Raw genomic sequence first — 20,501 nt, forward strand, 5'->3', positions numbered from 1 at the left:
GCGTCAGCTCACCTGGATCCACCTCGCCTCGGAGGGGATGCCGTCGGTGTCGGTGACGAAGAGCATGTACCAGCCGGGGGGCACGAGGGTGCGGTCGTCCGGTACGTCGACGGTGACGGTGGTCCCGTCGCGGCCCTTGACCAGGCCCAGCTCGATGGAGCGCTGTTCGACGTCGGTGGTGTGGGTGACGGCGCTGGGGCGCATGAGGCGGGCTTTGGTGATGCGTCCGCCGTCCCTGGTCTTGAAGGTGGCGCGCCCGTTCTGGTCGAGTTCCCTGGGGCCCTCGCCGAGGACGGGGCGGTTGGCGCCCGCCCGGTGCAGGAACGGCGGGGTGAAGACCTCGATGCGCTGCTCGAAGGTGCCGAGCCTGGTGTTGTCCTTGTCGTCGAAGAGGGGGTCGGAGCCGAAGGTGGCGACCCGGCCGTCGGGCAGCAGCAGCGCCTCGGAGTGGTAGTTGCGGCCCACGGTGGGTTCGGCGGCCTCGGTGAAGGCGTTGGTCCTCGGGTCGTAGAACTGGGCCTTGAGGATGTCGCTGCCGCTGCGGCCCCGGTACTCCTCCGAGCCGCCGCTGGTGAAGACGGTGTCGTCGGGCATGAGGACGCTGCTGAGGTAGCGGGTGCCCTGGGGCAGGGAGGGGCCGTCGGTGAAGACGGGGCTGTCCTTGGAGAGGTCGACGACGGAGGTGCGGGCGGTGGACCTGGGCGACTCGCCGACCCCGCCGCCGCCGAGGACCATCACCTTCTGGTGCTGGGCGGGCGGGAGCAGCAGGGAGGCGGAGGTCTCCAACTGGTCGGGGTCGCTGAGTCCGCCGAGCTTGGTGAAGGAGTTCTTCTCCAGGTCCCACAGGCCCGGTTCGCGGCCCTTCCCGGCGGGGCCGTATCCGGCGTTGGAGCCGGTGTAGAGGAGCTTGCCGCCCTTGGTGAGGAAGAGGGAGGGGTAGGTGGGGAAGTACCGGAAGGGTCCCTTGGACCACTTCTTGGTGGTGGGGTCGTAGATCTCGTTGTCGCCGGGGACGACGTCGCCGACGTCGTTGAGTCCGGAGACGGCGAGGACCTTGCCGTCCTTGAGGCCGACGAGGGTGGGGTACCAACGGGCGTCCTTCATGGGGGCGACGGGGATGTACTTCTCGGCCCTGGGGTCGAACTCGTAGGCCGCCTTGATGCCCTGGAAGTCCTGTTTCTCGGTGGTGAGCTTCTGGGCGAGGCCGTAGACGTCGTCGGCGTCCCGGCCCTTGAGGCCGACGACCTCGTACTGGGCGGCCTCGGTGGTGAGGGCTCCGGGTCCCTCCTTGCGGGCCTCGACGAAGACCCGGGCCTCGGCGGCGGTGATCTTGGTCTCCCAGGGCTTCATCCGGCCGCTCTTGAAGTACGAGATCTCGAACTCGCTCTTGGCCTTGGGGACGGTGACGTCGAACTTGGAGACGTACTCGACCCCGGACGGGGAGCGGAAGACGGTGCCCTTCTTGAGGGTGACGGCCTTGTCGGGGTTCTCGTTCTTGACCCGCATCCCGCCGCCGGCCTTCTTGACCCCGCCGTCGAGGACCTCGTAGCGGGCGGTGCCCCCGGCGACCAGCAGCCGTCCGTCGGGGAGCTGGGTGTGGCCGGAGCAGAAGAAGTCCACGGGGGTGGGGATCTTCTTGAAGGTGTTCTTCACCGGGTCCCAGAGGATCGTCTCGAAGGTCCCGGCGTCGAAGTTCTTCTGGTTGTTGCCGGAGCCCGCGATCAGCAGCACCTTGCCGGTGTGGAGCAGGGCCGCGTGGATGGCGTTGATGCGGAACCCGGCGGGCACCTCGACCTCGGCCCAGGAGCCGTACTGGCGCTGGTAGCCGGGCTGGGCGATCTTGTACGCGTGGTAGCGCTCGGAGGCGAAGGAGACGGCGGCGGGAGCGTTGAGCGCGGCCAGGACGACCACCGCGCAACTGCCGACCAGGGTCTTCTTGAACTTCTTCGACGGCCGGTAGGCCATGGCTCAGTTCCCTCCGGTCGTCGTGGGGGCGGGGGTGACGGGGGCGGGGGTGACGGCGGCCGCCGCACGGACCTCGACCCCCTCGCGGAGGTCGGCGGGGCGCCGGAGGCGGGCCCGGAGCCGGACGCGGGCGTCGGCGCGGACGCGCAGGGCCCGGCGGTCCCGCAGGAGGGTGAACGCCCACAGGGTGACGGGGGCCAGGGCGACGACGAGGGCGAGGCAGGCCCAGGTGCGCATGGCCGCGTGGGTGTGCCCGAAGCGGACGGAGGCGGCGAGCGAGGCGACGAGGACCACCGCCCAGAAGAGGTGGATGCGGAAGGTGCGCAGCCGGTCGGGGCTGGTCTGGCCGCCCTTGGGGGTGACGACGAAGCGGCCCCGGGTGCGGAGCAGGGCCGAGCCGAGGGACGTCAGGTAGACGGGGGCGGAGAGCGCGGACATCGCCATGCCCGCGAGGCCGCCGGAGCCCTCGGGCTCATGGGGCGAGACGTTGTGCCGCCGGTTCCACAGGTAGAGGCCGATCTGGAGGGCGACGGCATCGCTGTAGATCATCAGCCACACGGAGGTGGAGACCTGGGTGCCGGAGGCGCCGAACCAGAGGTAGAGGACGCAGCTGAGGACGCCCAGGAGCCAGTTGACGGCCGTCATCGGGTAGTAGACGAGCATCAGGGTGTAGTTGAGGAGGCGGCCCGGCGGGGTCCGGAAGGGTGCCTTCCAGTACTGCTTGACGATCGTCTCGTACGTGCCCCGGGACCAGCGGAGCTGCTGGGTGAAGAAGTCGGTCCAGGAGGCCGGGCCCTCGCCGACGGCGAGGACGTCGGGGGTGTAGACGGAGCGCCAGAAGCGGCCGGTGCGCGGGTTCTTCCTGCGGTGCAGTTCGAAGCCGGTGGCCATGTCCTCGGTGATCGAGTCGTACAGGCCGCCTATCTGCTTGAGGGCGGAGATCCGGACGACGTTGTTGGTGCCGACGAACATGGGCGCGCGGTAGCGGTTCCCGGCCCGCTGGATGAGGGCGTGGAAGAGGAACTGCTGGGACTCGGCCGCCTTGGTGACGGTGTCGGTGTAGTTGCCGTACACCTGCGGTCCGACGACGAACGCGATGTCGGGGTCCCGGAAGTAGCCGAGCATCCGCTCCAGGAAGGCGGGGTGCGGGACGTGGTCGGTGTCGACGGAGGCGAAGTAGTCGTAGTCGTCGCCGTGCCGGGCGAGCCAGGCGTTGTAGTTGCCGTGCTTGGTCCGCGCCTTGTGCGGGCCCTTCTTCCGGTTCCACTCGGGGACGCCCGCGCGGGAGAAGTGGTGGACGCCGAGTTCGGCGCAGAGGGCCTTGGCCTCGGCGGAGTCGCCCTCGTCGAGGAGCCAGACGCCGAGGTGCCCCTCGTGCCGCAGCCGGGTGGCGCCCTCCAGGGTGCCCCGGACCATGGTGAGGGGTTCCTTGCCGGGGACGTAGGTGGTGAGGAAGGCGACCCGGGTCCCCTTCTCGGGGTGCACCGGGACCGGGTCGCGGGCGACCAGGGTGGCGTGGGCGATCGACGTGACGTTCACCAGCATGAAGAAGCAGATGAGGCCGATCGACACGAGCATCACGGTGTCGAGGTGGACGAGCCAGGCGGCGCCGCCCTCGCGGACGGTCCAGTGGCTGGGCCAGACCAGATAGGCCAGGAGCAGCGCCGAGAGGACCGGCGCGAGGCCCATCAGGAGGACCGCTCGTATTCGGCGCGGCTCCTTCGCGAGCAGACTTCGGTACTGCACCCGATAGGCCGCCGCGTCCGGCTCCGTGAGGGGACCCGCGAGCCGGCTGTAGGTGTCGTAGTCGTAGCCTCCCGGCCGCACGGTGCCTCCAGCTGTCGTCGAACATGCCGATAACCCAACAAAAAGGGCAAACGTTCGGCGTGTCGACTGGAGTCGTCCGAGTGGGGGCGTCAGCGGGTCCGGGCGCTCTGCCTCCGCAGGGTGTACGCGACGGCCTTCCGGGCGACGGGATTCAGCTCCTCGACGGCCGCCATCAGGGCGCCGAGCTGTTCGAGGGCGGTGAAGGCCGCCTCCGCCCCGGCCGGGTCCACGCCCTCGTACAGTTCGAGTCCGACGAAGGAGGCGGCGACCGCCCGGGAGAGCCCGGCGGCGTCGGTGAACTCCGCGAACGGGGTCCCGGCGAGCACCCGGACCAGGACCCGCTCGATCTCGGCGATCCACAGGTCGAGACCGGCGGCGGTGGCGGGCACCAGCCGGGGATGGGTCTGCGCCCCGGCGAGCAGCTGCCCCAGGAAGGCGACGTGACCGGCCTCCCGCTCCTCCGCGTGCAGCTCGCGCCCGAAGGCGAGCAGCTCGGAGAGGCTGCCGACCGCGCGCAGCCGGTCGCGGTGGCGGGCGACCCGCGTCTCGGCGCCGTGCCGGCAGGCGGCGGCGAGCAGGTCGTCGACGGAGCCGAAGTGGTAGAAGACCAGGGCCTGGTTGACGCCTGCGGTGGCGGCGATGGTACGGGCGGAGGCCTTGGCGATGCCCTGCTCGACGAGGGTCCGCAGGGCGCCTTCGAGGAGCTTCTCCCGGGTCTCCAGGGTCCGCGCGTCCTGCCCCTTGACGGCCTTGCCCCGCACGGCCCGCCCGTCACGGGCGACACCGGCGGCACCGGGCGAGCCGGTGACACCAGTGTCGCCATGGGCACCAGCCGCACCAGCCGTGACCGTACCGGCCTGCGCTTCCGTCCCGTCCGACCCGCTGTTCACACCCGCCTCGGGGTCCACCCCCGGGTCCACCCTCGGGCCCGTCCCCCCGTCGGCCCCCATGGCCTCGTCCGCCCCGCCGCTCACGCCCGTACCTCCTCGCGCACCGGGCGCAGCTCCTCGCGCACCCCGTGGGAGCGTACGTCGGTGTACTCGGCGGTGAAGGACCCCTCGTACCCGAAGAGCGGCCCGACGTACCGGTTGACCACCCGCACCCGGATGCGGAAGCGGCCGGTGCGCTCGTCGAAGGACTCCCGCACCTCGGCCCGCCCGCCGACCAGTTCCGGCACCCGTACGTCCACCGGGCCCTCACGGAACCGGTGTTCCCCGGAGCGGATGAGGAGGGAGCCGTCCGGCTCGGCGGACAGGCGCAGTTCGCTGGCGAGGTGCTGATGGGTGCCGAGGTAGTCGAGGACGCAGTCGCGCTCGGGACTGTGGACCATCGTGGCGTCGAAGCGCCGGGGCCCGCCGGGCAGGGCGAAGGTCCGTACGAAGGTGACGGTCTCCCGCCCGAAGGAGTCGAGGTACGGCACGTTCTCGATGGTGAAGGGGACGTCCCGGCCGGTGCGGGGCAGCAGGATGTTCCGCCGCCCGCCGAGCGCGAGGAAGGGCTTCACGACGGCCCGCCCGTGCCAGACCCGGTCCATGGTGCCGCGCCCGACGCAGAGTTCACCGCTCGCGAGCCCCACGGAGAAGCGGCGCCGCAGCTCGGGGTGGAGCCGCTCGAAGGCGGCGTCGCCCATGGCGGTGCGGAAGATCGAGGTCACGACCGGTCCTCGGGGGCGGTGGGGCGGTGGTCCTCCGCGCCGGGCGGGGCCAGGGTGGCGAGGAGCCGGGGCTCCCGGGCGGTGGCGGGCGGGGTGCGCAGACACCGCCGGGCCGCCGGTGCGCGGGACGACGGGGGTACGAGGACGGCGGCGGCGAGCCCGAGGACGGTGAGCGGCACCGCGAGGAGCGGCGGGAGGCCCGGCGGCAGGGCGGTGGCGGTGAGCGGCGCGGCCACCAGCAGGACGCGGGCGGCGAGTTCGAGGAGCCAGCGGTCGCGGGAGCGGGCGGGGGTGATGCCCCGTTCGCACCAGAGCCGCAGCCGGTCGAACGACCAGGCGGTGGCCCAGCCCATGAGGGGCCGCAGGAGCAGCCGGTCGACGATCCGGCCGAAGCGGCCCCAGCGGGGGCGGTAGTCGTAGCCGGTGAGGAAGCGGACGCCGTCCTCGGTGGGGACGAACCGCCAGTAGCCGCTGCCCTCGGCGAGGAGCGAGAGCGGGTCGGGCGAGGAGAAGCGGAGGGCGGAGACCCGGTCGCCGCCGGCCCGGTGGCGCTCCCCCGCGGAGACACCGGTGCCGGCGACGACCAGGAAGGGCAGGACGCGGGTCGCGTACCGGAAGCGCTCGGGCCCGTCCCCGGTCCCGGACAGCGGCGAGATCTCGGTGAACCTCAGGTCCCACCGCTGCTGACGACCGGGCTTCCTGGTGTGGTCCCAGAGCGTCTCCAGATCCGTGCGGATCCGCGTCTCGACATAGAGACCCATGACGTTCCCCCTGCCCTCGCAGGCTTTTGAGCACTCGCTCAAAACCACCCACGGCCGAAGGTAGCCGATTTTGAGCAAGTGCTCAACCCTCGGCCACGAAGAAGCCCCCGGCCCCTGGAACAGCGAGTTCCAGGGGCCGGGGGCTTCACGTACACCCTCGGAAGAACGGGGGAAGACAGAGGACGGCCGCCGCCGGATGTGCACGTACAGGCCGTGTGAGCCGGTCAGCCCTCGGCGAGATGTCGCTCGACGGTCTCCACCTTGGCGGTGAGCCCGTCGGACACGCCGGGCCTGATGTCCGCCTTGAGGACGACGGAGACCCGCGGGGCGCGTGCCTCCACGGCGGCGACGGCGCGCTTCACCACGTCCATCACCTCGTCCCATTCGCCCTCGATCGAGGTGAACATCGCGTCGGTGCGGTTCGGGAGCCCCGATTCGCGGACGACCCGGACGGCGTCGGCGACGTACTCGCCGACCTCCTCCCCGACGCCCAGCGGGGTCACCGAGAAGGCGACGATCACGCCTTCACGTCCTGGGCCTCGGCCCGCGCGCGGGAGGCGACGACCGCGTCCTGCGCCTCGCGCTTCAGCTTGCGGTCGGCGTAGAAGCCGCCCAGCGGCAGCACCGAGAGGACGAAGTAGAGCGCGGCGGTCCCGAAGCTCCACTTGGTGCGGTTCCAGGCGTCCAGCCAGAAGAGCACGTACAGGACGAAGAGGATGCCGTGGATCGCTCCCATGACCGGCACCGCGTTGAAGTCCGTGGTCCGCTTCAGCACGGAGCAGACGAGCAGCAGCAGGAACGACACGGCCTCAGGGGCGGAGACGAGCCGGAGCCGGTGGAGGGAGGAAGCGGTCTTGATGTCCACGGAGGGGGTCACCTTCGTTCGATCTTGTGAACGGATGCACAAGGGCGGGCCCGTCCATTGTGCACGGCGACTTTGCTGTCCCTTTAGCCGGGTCCCCAGTACCTTCGGCCCGTGGCAACGTTCCGGCTCCAGGGCAGCAAAGTGCTCGCCGTCACCATGACAGGCGACTCCGTCAAGGCGAAGAACGGCTCGATGGTCGCCTACGACGGCCAGATGGCGTTCAAGAAGATGAGCGGCGGCGGTGAGGGCCTGCGGGGCATGGTGACCCGTCGGCTCACCGGCGAACAGATGGAGGTGATGGAGGTGCGCGGCCAGGGGACCTGCTGGTTCGCCGACCGGGCCTCCGAGATCAACCTCGTCTCCCTGCACGGCGACAGACTGTGGGTGGAGGCGAGCAATCTGCTCTGCGCCGACGCGGGGCTGCGCACCGGCACCACCTTCACCGGGCTGCGCGGCGGGGCCACGGGGAACGGTCTGTTCACCACGACCGTCGAAGGCACGGGCCAGGCCGCGATCGTGTCCGACGGCCCGGCGGTGGTGCTGCGGGTGACCCCGCGGTACCCGCTCCAGGTGGACCCGGGGGCGTACATCGCGCACCAGGGCGACCTCCAGCAGCACTTCCAGTCCGGGGTGACGTTCCGCACGTTCCTCGGCGAGGGCGGCGGCGAGGCGTTCCAGATCCGCTTCGAGGGGGACGGCCTGGTGTACGTCCAGCCGAGCGAGCGGAACACGGTCGGGGGTGACGTCTGATGCCGTTCCGTGAGCTCAACGCGAAGGTCGTGGAGGCGACCGTCCTCCCCGGGCACCGGATGTTCAGCCAGCGTGGCGCGATGCTCGCGTACCGCGGTGACGTCACTTTCACGCCGAACACGGCGGGCGGTCAGGGCGGGCTGATGTCGATGATCGGCCGCCGGGTGGCGGGCGAGGCGACACCGCTGATGACCGTCGAGGGCAGCGGCACGGTGATGTTCGGGCACGGCGGCCACCACGTCCAGGTGATCGCGCTGACCGGCGACACCCTGTACGTGGAGGCGGACCGGCTGCTCGCCTTCGACGGCACCCTGGAGCAGGGCACGATGTTCCTGGGCTCGCAGGGCGGGGTGATGGGCATGGTCCGCGGCCAGGTCAGCGGTCAGGGCCTCTTCACCACCACCCTGAAGGGCCACGGCTCGGTGGCGGTCATGGCGCACGGCGGGGTGGTCGAACTGCCGATCGCGCCGGGCCGTCCGGTGCACGTGGACCCGCAGGCGTACGTGGCCCACCACGGCGACGTGCGGAACAAGCTGTCCACCGCGCTCGGCTGGCGCGACATGGTGGGGCGCGGCTCGGGCGAGGCCTTCCAGCTGGAGCTGAGCGGCAGCGGCGCGGTCTACGTCCAGGCTTCGGAGGAGAAGCTGTGAGCACTCCGGTGATCCACGACCCGACGACCCTGCCGTCGGACGACAACGTGAACCCGTACACCTTCTGCGTGGAGCTCAAGGGATCGCCCTGGTTCCTGCAGAAGGGCAAGATGATCGCCTACTACGGGCGGATCGAGTTCAACGGCGTCGGGCACGGGCGGCTCGACCGGCTCGTGCGGACCGCGTTCCACTCGCCGCTGCACGCGAGCGACTGGGTGGTGGCCGAGGGCAGCGGGAAGATGCTGCTCGCCGACCGGGCGTTCGACGTGAACTCGTACGACCTGGACGAGGGCAACCTGACGATCCGTTCGGGCAACCTGCTGGCGTACCAGCCGACGCTGGCGCTGAAGCAGTCGATCGTGCCGGGGTTCGTGACGCTGATCGGCACGGGGAAGTTCGTGGCGGCGTCGAACGGTCCGGTGGTCTTCATGGAGCCGCCGATGCGGGTGGACCCGCAGGCGCTGGTGGGCTGGGCGGACTGCCCCTCGCCCTGCCACCACTACGACCACGGGTACATGACGGGTGTGATGGGCGGGGTGCGGGCGCTGACGGGCATCGGCGGGACCTCCGGCGAGGAGCACCAGTTCGAGTTCGTGGGGGCGGGCACGGTGCTGCTCCAGTCGACGGAGCTGCTGATGCCGGAGCGCTCGGCGGGGGCGCCGCCCTCCCAGCCGGGCGTCCCGGGCGGCCACGCGCCGCACGGTTCCGGCCAGGGCGCGGCGGGTTCGACACCACGTCTTCCCGGCCAGCTCGGAGACCTCCAGCGTCGCTTCGGCCTGTGAGCGGTAGTCTGCGGAGTGTGACGCCCTCGAACGCGCGCTCCCAGACTTCGTCAAGATTTCAACTTCTTAGGTAGAATCGAATCATGGAGACCGAGACCGCCACCCCGTGGCTCACCGACGCCGAGCAGTGTGCGTGGCGCACATTCCTGGACGTCCAGAGAATGCTGACGTACCAGCTGGAGCGGGACCTCCAGCCCTTCGGACTGACGATGAACGACTACGAGATCCTCGTGAACCTCTCGGAGTCCGCCGACCGGCGCCTGCGCATGAGCGACCTGGCGACCGCCACGCTCCAGTCCAAGAGCCGGCTCTCGCACCAGATCACCCGTATGGAGAACGCCGGGCTCGTCCGGCGCGAGAACTGCGAGTCCGACCGGCGCGGGCTCTACGCCGTCCTCACCGACGCGGGCATGGAGACCATGCAGAAGGTCGCCCCGCACCACGTCGAGTCGGTGCGCAGGCACTTCGTCGACCAGATCGGCCCGGAGGCCCTGAGCGACCTCCACACCTCGCTGAAGCCGGTCGCCGAACAGCTGCGCGGACGGCGCGGCAAGCCGTAACGCCCACCGGGGGCCGCCCGGGAGCGGGGCCGCCCCCGGGCGACCGGGGAGGTCCCCCGCACCGGGGCCGGTGGTCGGTCCACAGGCCGGAGCCGGTCCCAGCCGCCCGCCGGACCAGGCGACGACCGGCCTCGGACCGAACCGGGCCGGGCCGGACCGGACCGGACCGCCAGGACGGGACGGCGACCGTCACCGGACCGGGCCGATCCACCCCGTCCGGCCCGGTCTCAGCCCCGCGTCCGCCCGGTCTCAGCCGCCCGTCAGGCTCGTGATCAGTTCGTCCGAGGCCGCGTAGGGGTCCAGGGCGCCCGCCACGATCCGCTCCGCCAGCGCGTCCAGACGCCGGTCGCCGTGCAGATCACCGATCCGCTCGCGCAGCGCCGTGACCGCGATGGTCTCCACCTCGCGCGCCGCGCGGGTCCTGCGCCGCTCCGCGAGGACCCCGTGCTCCTCCATCCAGGCGCGGTGCTTCTCCAGCGCCTCGACGACCTCGCCGATGCCCTCGCCGCGCGCCGCGACCGTCTTCACGATCGGCGGACGCCAGTCGCCCGGCGCCCGCGCCTCGCCGAGGCCCAGCATGTGGTTCAGCTCGCGCGCGGTGGCGTCCGCGCCGTCCCGGTCGGCCTTGTTCACCACGTACACGTCGCCGATCTCCAGGATGCCCGCCTTCGCGGCCTGGATGCCGTCGCCCATGCCCGGGGCGAGCAGGACGACCGAGGTGTCCGCCTGGGAGGCGATCTCCACCTCCGACTGACCGACTCCGACCGTCTCCACCAGGATCACCTCGCAGCCCGCCGCGTCCAGGACGCGGATGGCCTGCGGGGCCGACCAGGCGAGCCCGCCGAGGTGGCCGCGGGTCGCCATGGACCGGATGTAGACGCCCGGGTCGGAGGCGTGCTCCGACATCCGCACCCGGTCGCCGAGCAGCGCTCCCCCGCTGAACGGCGAGGACGGGTCGACGGCGAGCACACCGACCCGCCTGCCCTCCCGCCGGTACGCGGAGACCAGCGCGGACGTCGACGTCGACTTGCCGACGCCGGGCGAGCCCGTCAGACCCACCACGTACGCGCCGCCGGTGAGCGGGGCCAGCGCCGCCATCACCTCGCGCAGTTGCGGGGACGCCCCCTCCACCAGCGAGATGAGCCGGGCCACGGCCCTCGGCCTGCCCTCCCGTGCCTGGGCGACCAGAGCGGGGACGTCCACCATGTGCAGAGCTCCTTGCCGACGTGCGGGAGTGACTTACTTGCCGGAGACGCCGGAGGCCCGGGAGTTCCCGGGGACGCGGACGATCAGCGCGTCGCCCTGTCCGCCGCCGCCGCAGAGGGCCGCCGCGCCGACACCGCCGCCGCGCCGCTTCAGTTCGAGGGCCAGGTGCAGCACCACCCGGGCACCCGACATGCCGATGGGGTGGCCCAGGGCAATGGCGCCGCCGTTGACGTTCACCTTCTCGGGGGTAACGCCGAGGTCCTTCATTGACTGCACGGCGACCGCGGCGAAGGCCTCGTTGATCTCGATCAGATCGAGGTCCCCGACGGTCAGCCCCTCCTTCTTCAGGGCGTGCAGGATCGCGTTCGACGGCTGCGACTGGAGGGAGTTGTCCGGGCCCGCCACATTGCCGTGGGCGCCGATCTCTGCGATCCACTCCAGGCCCAGCTCCTCCGCCTTGGCCCTGCTCATCACGACCACGGCGGCGGCGCCGTCGGAGATCTGCGAGGAGGTCCCCGCAGTGATCGTGCCGTCCTTCGCGAAGGCCGGGCGGAGCTTGCCCAGGGACTCGACGGTGGTCTCCGCGCGGATGCCCTCGTCCTTGGCGAAGACGACCGGCTCGCCCTTGCGCTGCGGGATCTCGACCGGGGTGATCTCCGCCTCGAAGACACCGTTCTTCTGGGCGGCCGCCGCGCGCTGGTGCGACAGCGCGGCGATCTCGTCCTGCTCGGGGCGGCCGATGCCGAGGCGGGCGTTGTGCTTCTCCGTGGACTCGCCCATGGCGATGCCCTCGTAGGAGTCGGTGAGGCCGTCGTACGCCATGGAGTCCAGCATCTGCACCGCCCCGTACTTGAAGCCCTCGCGGGACTTCGGCAGCAGGTGCGGGGCGTTCGTCATGGACTCCTGGCCGCCCGCCACCACGATGTCGAACTCACCGGCGCGGATCAGCTGGTCGGCGAGCGCGATGGCGTCGAGACCCGACAGGCACACCTTGTTGATGGTGAGCGCGGGGACGCTCATGGGGATGCCCGCCTTGACGGCGGCCTGACGGGCGGGGATCTGCCCGGCACCCGCCTGGAGCACCTGGCCCATGATCACGTACTGCACCTGGTCGCCGCCGATGCCGGCCCGGTCCAGGGCGGCCTTGATCGCGAAGGCGCCGAGCTCGGCCCCCGAGAAGGAAGCGAGCGAGCCGAGGAGGCGACCCATGGGCGTACGGGCGCCCGCGACGATCACTGAGGTGGTACCGGTCGTTCCAGACATGAGGCACGGCCCCTAGGGATGAGAAGTGAACGAGGGTTTACCGCCAATGTACTGAGGGCCGCCGCACCCGGTCACCGGCCGGACGGTGTGACGGCGCGCACGTTGCGTAACCACTCCTCCGGCGTTGCACTGGACCCATGCTGACGCGTATCGACCACATCGGGATCGCCTGTTTCGACCTGGACAGGACCGTCGAGTTCTACCGTGCCACCTACGGTTTCGAGGTCTACCACTCCGAGGTCAACGAGGAGCAGGGCGTCCGCGAGGCCATGCTCAGGATCAACGGGACCTCCGACGGCGGCGCCTCCTACCTCCAGCTCCTGGAACCGACCAGGGAGGACTCCGCCGTGGGCAAGTGGCTCGCCAAGAACGGCGAGGGCGTCCACCACATCGCCTTCGGCACCGAGGACGTCGACGCGGACGCCGAAGCCGTGCGCGGCAAGGGCGTCCGCGTCCTCTACGACGAGCCGCGCAGGGGCTCCATGGGCTCCCGGATCACCTTCCTCCACCCCAAGGACTGCCACGGCGTCCTCACCGAACTGGTCACCTCCGCCGGGCCCGCCGCCGACCCCTCGTCAGCGGAGCACTGACCTCCGGATTCCTGGCCCGGTAGAGTGGGCGGCTCCGGGCCGGGGCCGGTCGGGGCCGCTCGCGCGGCATCGAAGTCGGGATGTCGGGCTCGTCCGATCTGCCACGATTCCCCGGGGGCCCGTCCTCGGCCGTGAGGACCGGGCTCACAGGAGTGTTGCGACCAGGGTTGGGGTCTCCCCTGCTCGAAGAGCTCGGGGAAGGATGGGACCGCGCAGTGCGGGGCTACGAACGCCAGGAGAGCCACCGAGCTGAAGACGACCATCTCGCCAGGTTCGAAGCCGAGATGGACCGGCTGAAGACCGAGCGCGAGAAGGCCGTCCAGCACGCCGAGGACCTCGGATACCAGGTCGAGGTCTTGCGCGCCAAGCTCCACGAGGCGCGCCGCACCATCGCGTCCAGGCCCGCGTACGACAGCGCCGACATCGGCTACCAGACCGAGCAGATGCTGCGGAACGCCCAGGCCCAGGCCGAGCAGCTGCGCCAGGACGCCGAGCGCGAACTGCGCGACGCCCGCGCCCAGACCCAGCGCATCCTCCAGGAGCACGCCGAGCACCAGGCCAGGCTCCAGGCCGAACTGCACACCGAGGCCGTCCAGCGCCGCCAGCAGCTCGACCAGGAACTCAACGAGCGCCGCCAGACCGTCGAGGCGCACGTCAACGAGAACGTCGCCTGGGCCGAGCAGCTCCGCGCCCGCACCGAGGCCCAGGCCCGCCGCCTCATGGAGGAGTCCCGCGCCGAGGCCGAGCAGTCGCTCGGCGCCGCCCGCGCCGAGACCACCCGCCTCACCGAGGAGACCAACCGGCGGGCCGCCGCCGAGGCCGAAGCGGCCCGCGCCGAGGCCGAAGCGATTCTGCTGCGCGCCCGCAAGGACGCCGAACGGCTCGTCGGCGCCGCCACCAGCCAGGCCCAGGAGGCCACCGGCCACGCCGAGCAGCTCCGCTCCGCCGCCACCGCCGAGACCGACCAGGCCCGCCGCCAGGCCACCGAACTCTCCCGCGCCGCCGAGCAGCGCATCCAGGAGGCCGAGGAGAAGCTGCGGCTCGCCACCGCGGAGGCCGAGAGGTCCCTCACCGAGGCCAAGGAGGCCGCCGCCCGGCAGCTCGCCACCGCCGAGTCGGTCAACGAGCAGCGCACCCGGACCGCGAAGGCCGAGATCGCCCGGCTCGTCGGCGAGGCCACCAAGGACGCCGAGGCGCTCAAGGCCGAGGCCGACGAGAAGCTCCGCGAGGCCACCGCCGAGGCGGAGAAGCTCGTCGCCGAGACAGCCGAGAAGGCCCGCACCGCCGCCGCCGAGGACTCCGCCGCCGCCCTCGCCAAGGCCGCCCGCAGCGCCGAGGAGATCCTCACCAAGGCCTCCGACGAGGCCCGCGAGACCACCCGCAAGGCCTCCGAGGAGGCCGAGCGCATCCGCCGCGAGGCCGAGGCCGAGAGCGACCGGCTCCGCGACCGCGCCGAGGAACAGGCCGACGATCTCCTCGGCTCGGCGAAGGACGACACCAAGGAGTACCGGGCCAAGACGGTCGAGCTCCAGGAGGAGGCCCGGCGGCTGCGCGGCGAGGCCGAGCAGCTGCGCGCCGAGGCCGTCGCCGAGGGCGAGCGCATCCGGGGCGAGGCCCGCCGCGAGGCCGTCCAGCAGATCGAGGAGGCCGCCCGGAGCGCCGAGGAACTGCTCGCCACGGCCCGTACGGACTCCGACGAGCTGCGGACCAACGCCGGTGCCGAGAGCGAACGGGTCAGGTCCGAGGCCGCCGAGCGGGCCCGCGCCCTGCGCGCCCAGGCCGAGGAGACCCTGGAGCGCACCCGCGCCGAGGCCGACCGGCTGCGCGCCGACGCCGAGGAACAGGCCGATTCCGTACGGACCACGGCGGAGGAGACCGCCGCCGGACTGCGCGCCGACGCCGAGCGGGCCGCCGAGGCCCGCCGCGCGGAGGCCGCCGACGAACTGGCCCGGCTGCACGCCGACGCCGAGGCCAAGCTCGCCTCGGCCGCCGAGGAACTCACCGACGCCCGCACCGAGGGCGAACTGATCCGCCGCGAGGCCGCCGAGGAGACCGAGCGGCTGCGCACCGAATCCGCCGAGCGGGTCCGCACCCTCCAGGAGCAGGCGGGTCAGGAGGCCGAGCGGCTGCGCACCGAGGCCACCCAGGACGCCGCCACCACCCGTACGGAGGCCGAGACCGCCGCCGTACGGCTGCGCGCCGAGGCCACCGTGGAGTCGGAGCGGCTGCGGTCGGAGGCCCAGGAGAGCGCCGACCGGGTCAGGGCCGAGGCCGCCGCCGCCGCCGAGCGGGTCGCCGCCGAGGCGGCGGAGGCGCTGGCCGCCGCGCAGGAGGAGGCCGTCCGGCGCCGCCGGGAGGCCGAGGAGACGCTGGAGTCGGCCCGTGCCGAGGCCGGCCGGGAGCGCGAGAACGCCCGCGAGCGGTCCGAGGAACTGCTGGCCGCGGCCCGCAAGCGGGTCGAGGACGCCCAGGCCGAGGCCCAGCGCCTGGTCGAGGAGGCGGACGCGCGGGCGACCGAGATGGTCGCCGCCGCCGAGCAGACCGCCCAGGAGGTACGGGACTCGGTGGCCGGTCTGCGCGAGCAGGCCGAGGAGGAGATCGCCGGACTGCGCAGCGCCGCCGAGCACGCGGCGGAGCGGACGCGGACCGAGGCGCAGGAGGAGGCGGACCGGGTCCGCGCCGACGCCTACGAGGAGCGGGAGCGGGCCGCCGAGGACGCGACCCGCACCCGGGAGCGCGCCCAGGAGGAGAGCGAGGCCGCGAAGGCGCTGGCCGAGCGGACCGTCGCGGACGCGATCACCGAGGCGGAGAAGCTGCGTTCGGACACCGCCGAGTACGCGCAGCGGGTGCGGACCGAGGTCACGGACTCGCTGGCCTCGGCCGAGCAGGACGCGGCGCGGACGCGGGCGGACGCCCGGGAGGACGCCAACCGGATCCGTTCGGAGGCCGCCGAGCGCGCCGATTCGGCCGTCGGCGAGGCCCGTGCGGAGGCGGAGCGGATCGCCGCCGAGGCCGAGCAGGTGCTCGACGAGGCGCGCGCCGCCGCCGACAAGCGACGCTCCGACGCCGCCGAACAGGCCGACGCCCTCATCACCGAAGCCACCACCGAAGCCGAACGGCTCACCACCGAAGCCACCACCGAGGCCGAACGGCTCACCACCGAAGCCCTCGAACTCATGGAGACCACCGAACAGGACGCCCACCGGCTCCGCACCGAAGCCGAACAGGTCAAGGCCGACGGCGAGGCGCACGCCGAGGCGCTGCGGGCGGCGGCGGTGGCGGACGGCGAGCGGGTCCTCGACGAGGCGCGCGCCGCCGCCGACAAGCGACGCTCCGACGCCGCCGAACAGGCCGACGCCCTCGTCGCCGAGGCGAACTCCGAGGCCGAACGGCTCACCACCGAAGCGCTCGAACTCATGGAGACCACCGAACAGGACGCCCACCGGCTCCGCACCGAAGCCGAACAGGTCAAGATCGACGGCGAGGCGCACGCGCAGGCCCTGCGGAACGCGGCCCTCGCGGACGGCGAGCAGGTGCTCGACGAGGCGCGCGCCGCCGCCGACAAGCGACGCTCCGACGCCGCCGAACAGGCCGACGCCCTCGTCACCGAGGCGAACTCCGAGGCGGAGCGGATCACCCGCGAGGCGGGCGAGCTCTCCGACGCCGTCACGGCGGACGCCCGTGCCGAGGCCGAGACCACCGTGGGCGCCGCCCGGCAGGAGGCCGAGCGGCTGCGCACCGAGGCGGAGCGGGTGCGGGAGGACGCCGGGGCGGCGGCCGAGCAGATGCGCTCGGAGGCCCGCGAGGAGGCGGACCGGACGCTCGACGACGCGCGGGAGGCGGGTGCCCGGAAGCGTTCGGACGCGGCCGGACAGGCGGACCAGCTCGTCGCCAAGGCCCAGGAGGAGGCGCTGCGCGCCACCACCGAGGCCGAGACGCAGGCGGACACGATGGTCGGCGCGGCCCGCAAGGAGGCCGAGCGGATCGTGGCCGAGGCGACCGTCGACGGCAACTCGCTGGTGGAGAAGGCCCGTACGGACGCCGACGAGCTGCTCGTCGGGGCGCGCGGCGACGCGACCGCCATAAGGGACCGGGCCGAGGAGCTGCGGAGCCGGATCGAGGGCGAGATCGAGGAGCTGCACGAGCGGGCCCGCCGGGAGAGCTCCGAGCAGATGCGGACGGCGGGCGAGCGGGTCGACAAGCTGGTCAAGGCCGCGACCGAGCAGCGCGCCGAGGCGGAGGAGAAGGCCAAGGAGCTTGCCTCCGAGGCGAGTTCGGAGGCGAGCACGGTCCGGATCGCGGCCGTGCGGAAGGCCGACGGGCTCCTCAAGGAGGCCGCGCAGAAGAAGGCCTCGCTCATCGCGGAGGGCGAGGGCCTCAAGGCGGAGGCCGAGCGGATCCTGGCCGAGGCGCGGGCCGAGGCGGAGGCGACGGTCGCCGAGGGCCGACGCGAACTGGAGGCCCTGGTGCGGCGGCGCAAGGACATCAATACCGAGATCTCCCGTGTCCAGGACGTGTTGGAGGCGTTGGAGTCTTTCGAGACGCCGGCGGGCGGGGCGAAGTCGGCGGGCGGGATGGGGGCCAAGGCGGGTGCTTCCGCGGGTTCCACCCGTTCGAGTGGCAAGTCCCAGGACGGGTAGCCACTCAAAAGGCTGGACATTCTCCAGATCAAACGGGCATACGCTCGATGACACGCCGCTTCGGCCCCTAGGATTCCCTCTAACACCTCACCGGTCTCATTCGACAGGAAACCCATGAGCGACACATCCTCCCCCTTCGGCTTCGAGCTCGTGCGGCGCGGTTACGACCGCGGTCAGGTGGACGACCGCATTACCAAGCTCGTGTCCGACCGTGACGGCGCCTTGTCCCGCATCACCTCCCTGGAGAAGCGGATCGAGGAGCTCCACCTCGAGACGCAGAACGCGCAGGCCCAGGTCTCCGACGCCGAGCCGTCGTACGCGGGGCTCGGCGCCCGGGTCGAGAAGATCCTCCGGCTCGCCGAGGAGGAGGCGAAGGACCTGCGTGAGGAGGCCCGTCGCGCCGCCGAACAGCACCGCGAGCTGGCCGAGTCGGCGGCCCAGCAGGTGCGCAACGACGCGGAGTCGTTCGCGGCGGACCGCAAGGCGAAGTCCGAGGACGAGGGCGTCCGGATCGTCGAGAAGGCGCAGGGTGAGGCCAACACCATGCGCGCCGAGGCGCAGAAGGACGCGCAGTCGAAGCGCGAGGAGGCGGACGCCCTCTTCGAGGAGACCCGCGCCAAGGCCGCCCAGGCCGCCGCGGACTTCGAGACCAACCTGGCGAAGCGCCGGGAGCAGTCGGAGCGCGACCTGGCCTCGCGTCAGGCGAAGGCCGAGAAGCGGCTGGCGGAGATCGAGCACCGTGCCGAGCAGCTCCGCCTGGAGGCCGAGAAGCTGCGGACCGACGCGGAGCGCCGGGCCCGTCAGACGGTGGAGACGGCGCAGCGTCAGGCCGAGGACATCGTGGCCGACGCGAACGCCAAGGCCGACCGCATCCGCAGCGAATCGGAGCGTGAGCTCGCGGCCCTGACGAACCGCCGGGACTCGATCAACGCGCAGCTGACCAACGTCCGCGAGATGCTGGCGACGCTGACCGGTGCCGCGGTCGCGGCGGCCGGTTCGCCGATCGACGACGAGCGCGCGGCCGGTGTCCCGGCCCAGCAGTCCCGCTGACACCGTCGCCGGCACCGTCGCGGAGACGGTTCGAGAGCGTCACGAAAACCCCTCGTCATTCCGGTGGCGGGGGGTTTCGCGCACCCTTAGGTTGGTACGCATGATCGAGCTTGAGGGTTTGACCAAGCGCTACGGGGCGAAGATCGCGGTCGACCATCTCTCCTTCCGGGTGCGTCCCGGTGTGGTGACCGGCTTCCTCGGGCCGAACGGGGCGGGCAAGTCGACGACGATGCGGATGATGCTGGATCTGGACAACCCGACGAGCGGGTCGGTCCGGATCGACGGGAAGCACTACCGGGAGCTCGCGGAGCCCCTGAAGTACATCGGGGCGCTGCTGGACGCGAAGGCGATGAACGGCGGGCGTTCGGCGTACAACAACCTGCTGTGTCTGGCGCAGTCGAACCGCATCCCGGAGCGCCGGGTGGGCGAGGTGCTCGATCTGGTGGGGCTGGCGGCGGTCGCGGGGAAGAAGTCGAAGGGGTTCTCCCTCGGCATGGGGCAGCGGCTGGGCATCGCGTCGGCGCTGCTCGGTGATCCCGAGATCCTGATGTTCGACGAGCCCGTCAATGGTCTGGACCCCGAGGGAATTCACTGGATCCGCAATCTGATGAAGGCGCTCGCGGCGGAGGGCCGGACGATCTTCGTTTCCAGTCATCTGATGAGCGAAATGGCGTTGACGGCAGATCATCTGATCGTCATCGGGCAGGGAAAACTGCTGGCCGACACGTCGATGGCGGATTTCATCCAGGAGAATTCCCGGAGTTATACGCGGCTGCGGTCGCCGCAGCGGGAGCGGCTGAGGGACGTGCTGCACACGGCGGGCTTCCTCGCGGTCGAGGCGGGCAACGGGACCCTGGAGGTGGACGGGGCGACGACCGAGGAGCTGGGCGAGCTGGCGGCGGCGCACGGTCTGGTGCTGCACGAGCTGAGTTCCCAGCGCGCCTCGCTCGAAGAAGCGTTCATGCAGATGACGGCCGGAGCGGTGGAGTACCACGCGCACGGCACCGACGTACACGGCGGCGCTCCGGCGCCGGGCCCCCGGTGGGGCACGACCTCCGAGGGGGCCTGAACGATGGCAGCGGCATCCGCGGTCCTGCGGTCGGAGTGGACCAAGATCCGGACGGTGTCCTCGACCGTGTGGACGCTGGCGAGCGCCCTCGTCGTCACGGTGGCGATGGGCGCGGGGCTGAGCGCCCTGGTGAACTCGACCTTCGACCAGCTCGGCGAGGCGGAGCGGCTCACCTTCGACCCGACGGTGGTCAGTTTCTCGGGGATGGTCCTGGGGCAGCTGGCGATGGTGGTCTTCGGCGTCCTGGTGGTGGGCAGCGAGTATTCCTCGGGCATGATCCGCACCTCGCTCGCGGCCGTGCCGCAGCGGACGACGTTCCTCCTTTCGAAGGTGGCGGTGGCGGGCGTCCTCGCGCTCCTGGTGGGCCTCGCGACGAGTTTCCTCGCGTTCTTCCTCGGGCAGGCGCTGCTCGGCGTGCACCGGGCGTCGATCGGTGACGACAACGTGCTGCGGGCGGTGTTCGGCGCGGGGCTCTACATGGCCCTGATCGCGCTGTTCTCGATGGGGGTGACCGCGATGCTGCGGTCCTCGATGCTCTCCCTCGGCATCCTGGTCCCGTTCCTCCTGCTGATCTCGAACATCCTGACGGCGGTGCCGAAGGCCAAAGAGGTGGCCCGCTTCTTCCCGGACCAGGCCGGAAAGAAGATCATGCAGGTGGTACCGGACGCGATGAACGCGCAGGGGACCCCCTACGGGCCGTGGGGCGGGCTCGGGATCATGGTGCTCTGGGTGCTGGCCGCGCTCCTCGGCGGCTGTCTGGTGCTGCGCAACCGGGACGCCTGACCGTCCGGCGCCCCTGACCCCCAGGGGGCCGACCCCTGGGGGAAAACCCCGAACGTTCCCGGGGAGACCGCCCGGAGGCCGTCTCC

18 protein-coding genes are annotated in these 20,501 nt (G+C 71.9%); 9 read left to right on the forward strand and 9 right to left on the reverse strand.

Annotation, left to right across the window (positions count from 1 at the left end; genetic code table 11):
- Positions 1-3: 3 nt before the first annotated feature.
- From ACIRQY_RS21020 to ACIRQY_RS21050, 7 genes are all read right to left on the reverse strand, one after another.
- Complete coding sequence (locus ACIRQY_RS21020; RefSeq protein WP_403927861.1) at positions 4-1,965, reverse strand: galactose oxidase-like domain-containing protein; 1,962 nt, start codon at positions 1,963-1,965, stop codon at positions 4-6.
- A 3-nt stretch (positions 1,966-1,968) separates the two neighbouring features.
- On the reverse strand, positions 1,969-3,792 hold the full coding sequence (locus tag ACIRQY_RS21025) for a glycosyltransferase family 2 protein (RefSeq protein ID WP_403927863.1): 1,824 nt from the start codon (positions 3,790-3,792) through the stop codon (positions 1,969-1,971).
- Positions 3,793-3,881: 89 nt separating this feature from the next.
- The gene (locus tag ACIRQY_RS21030; protein WP_403928008.1) at positions 3,882-4,553 is read right to left on the reverse strand and encodes a TetR/AcrR family transcriptional regulator; all 672 of its coding nucleotides are present in this window, start codon (positions 4,551-4,553) and stop codon (positions 3,882-3,884) included.
- Between the two features lie 209 nt (positions 4,554-4,762).
- Positions 4,763-5,446: a DUF4166 domain-containing protein gene (locus tag ACIRQY_RS21035; RefSeq protein WP_403927866.1), complete on the reverse strand. Its 684-nt coding sequence runs from the start codon at positions 5,444-5,446 to the stop codon at positions 4,763-4,765.
- A complete protein-coding gene (locus tag ACIRQY_RS21040) occupies positions 5,443-6,207 on the reverse strand; it encodes a hypothetical protein (RefSeq protein ID WP_403927869.1) in 765 nt (254 codons plus the stop codon). Before ACIRQY_RS21040 ends, ACIRQY_RS21035 begins: the two co-directional genes overlap by 4 nt.
- Before the next feature lie 224 nt (positions 6,208-6,431).
- Complete coding sequence (locus tag ACIRQY_RS21045; protein WP_351782095.1) at positions 6,432-6,728, reverse strand: MTH1187 family thiamine-binding protein; 297 nt, start codon at positions 6,726-6,728, stop codon at positions 6,432-6,434.
- A complete protein-coding gene (locus tag ACIRQY_RS21050) occupies positions 6,725-7,072 on the reverse strand; it encodes a DUF3817 domain-containing protein (RefSeq protein WP_351782092.1) in 348 nt (115 codons plus the stop codon). Before ACIRQY_RS21050 ends, ACIRQY_RS21045 begins: the two co-directional genes overlap by 4 nt.
- A 111-nt stretch (positions 7,073-7,183) precedes the next feature.
- Here ACIRQY_RS21050 and ACIRQY_RS21055 point away from each other — a divergent pair, with 111 nt between their 5' ends.
- The 4 genes from ACIRQY_RS21055 to ACIRQY_RS21070 all read left to right on the forward strand — a co-directional run bounded on the left by ACIRQY_RS21055 (position 7,184) and on the right by ACIRQY_RS21070 (position 9,814).
- Positions 7,184-7,822: an AIM24 family protein gene (locus ACIRQY_RS21055; RefSeq protein ID WP_403927873.1), complete on the forward strand. Its 639-nt coding sequence runs from the start codon at positions 7,184-7,186 to the stop codon at positions 7,820-7,822.
- On the forward strand, positions 7,822-8,472 hold the full coding sequence (locus ACIRQY_RS21060) for an AIM24 family protein (protein WP_351782086.1): 651 nt from the start codon (positions 7,822-7,824) through the stop codon (positions 8,470-8,472). The genes ACIRQY_RS21055 and ACIRQY_RS21060 overlap by 1 nt, the downstream gene beginning before the upstream one ends.
- Entirely contained in the window at positions 8,469-9,254 is a 786-nt protein-coding gene (locus tag ACIRQY_RS21065) for an AIM24 family protein (RefSeq protein WP_351782083.1), read from the forward strand. The genes ACIRQY_RS21060 and ACIRQY_RS21065 overlap by 4 nt, the downstream gene beginning before the upstream one ends.
- Positions 9,255-9,337: 83 nt before the next feature.
- Positions 9,338-9,814: a MarR family transcriptional regulator gene (locus tag ACIRQY_RS21070; protein WP_351782081.1), complete on the forward strand. Its 477-nt coding sequence runs from the start codon at positions 9,338-9,340 to the stop codon at positions 9,812-9,814.
- Between the two features lie 249 nt (positions 9,815-10,063).
- On the opposite strand, the gene meaB is transcribed toward ACIRQY_RS21070, so the two are convergent.
- Positions 10,064-11,020 (reverse strand): methylmalonyl Co-A mutase-associated GTPase MeaB, encoded by a 957-nt coding sequence (gene meaB, locus ACIRQY_RS21075; RefSeq protein WP_351782078.1) that lies wholly within the window; start codon positions 11,018-11,020, stop codon positions 10,064-10,066.
- 33 nt (positions 11,021-11,053) lie between these two features.
- A complete protein-coding gene (locus ACIRQY_RS21080; protein WP_403927877.1) occupies positions 11,054-12,283 on the reverse strand; it encodes an acetyl-CoA C-acetyltransferase in 1,230 nt (409 codons plus the stop codon).
- 137 nt (positions 12,284-12,420) lie between these two features.
- Here ACIRQY_RS21080 and mce point away from each other — a divergent pair, with 137 nt between their 5' ends.
- The 5 genes from mce (at position 12,421) to ACIRQY_RS21105 (ending at position 20,415) form a co-directional block, all read left to right on the forward strand.
- Positions 12,421-12,873 carry a methylmalonyl-CoA epimerase gene (mce, locus tag ACIRQY_RS21085; RefSeq protein WP_351782072.1) on the forward strand — a complete coding sequence of 151 codons (453 nt, stop codon included), beginning with the start codon at positions 12,421-12,423 and terminating at the stop codon, positions 12,871-12,873.
- Positions 12,874-13,088: 215 nt separating this feature from the next.
- A complete protein-coding gene (gene scy / locus ACIRQY_RS21090; protein WP_403927880.1) occupies positions 13,089-17,513 on the forward strand; it encodes a polarized growth protein Scy in 4,425 nt (1,474 codons plus the stop codon).
- Between the two features lie 114 nt (positions 17,514-17,627).
- Complete coding sequence (locus ACIRQY_RS21095; protein ID WP_351782066.1) at positions 17,628-18,563, forward strand: cellulose-binding protein; 936 nt, start codon at positions 17,628-17,630, stop codon at positions 18,561-18,563.
- A 100-nt stretch (positions 18,564-18,663) separates the two neighbouring features.
- A complete protein-coding gene (locus ACIRQY_RS21100; RefSeq protein WP_351782063.1) occupies positions 18,664-19,632 on the forward strand; it encodes an ATP-binding cassette domain-containing protein in 969 nt (322 codons plus the stop codon).
- 3 nt (positions 19,633-19,635) lie between these two features.
- Positions 19,636-20,415, forward strand: a complete 780-nt coding sequence (locus ACIRQY_RS21105; RefSeq protein ID WP_351782060.1) for an ABC transporter permease — start codon at positions 19,636-19,638, stop codon at positions 20,413-20,415.
- The last annotated feature ends 86 nt before the right edge of the window (positions 20,416-20,501 follow it).

It is taken from the genome of Streptomyces sp. NPDC101490, from assembly GCF_044767145.1.
GTDB lineage: Bacteria > Actinomycetota > Actinomycetes > Streptomycetales > Streptomycetaceae > Streptomyces.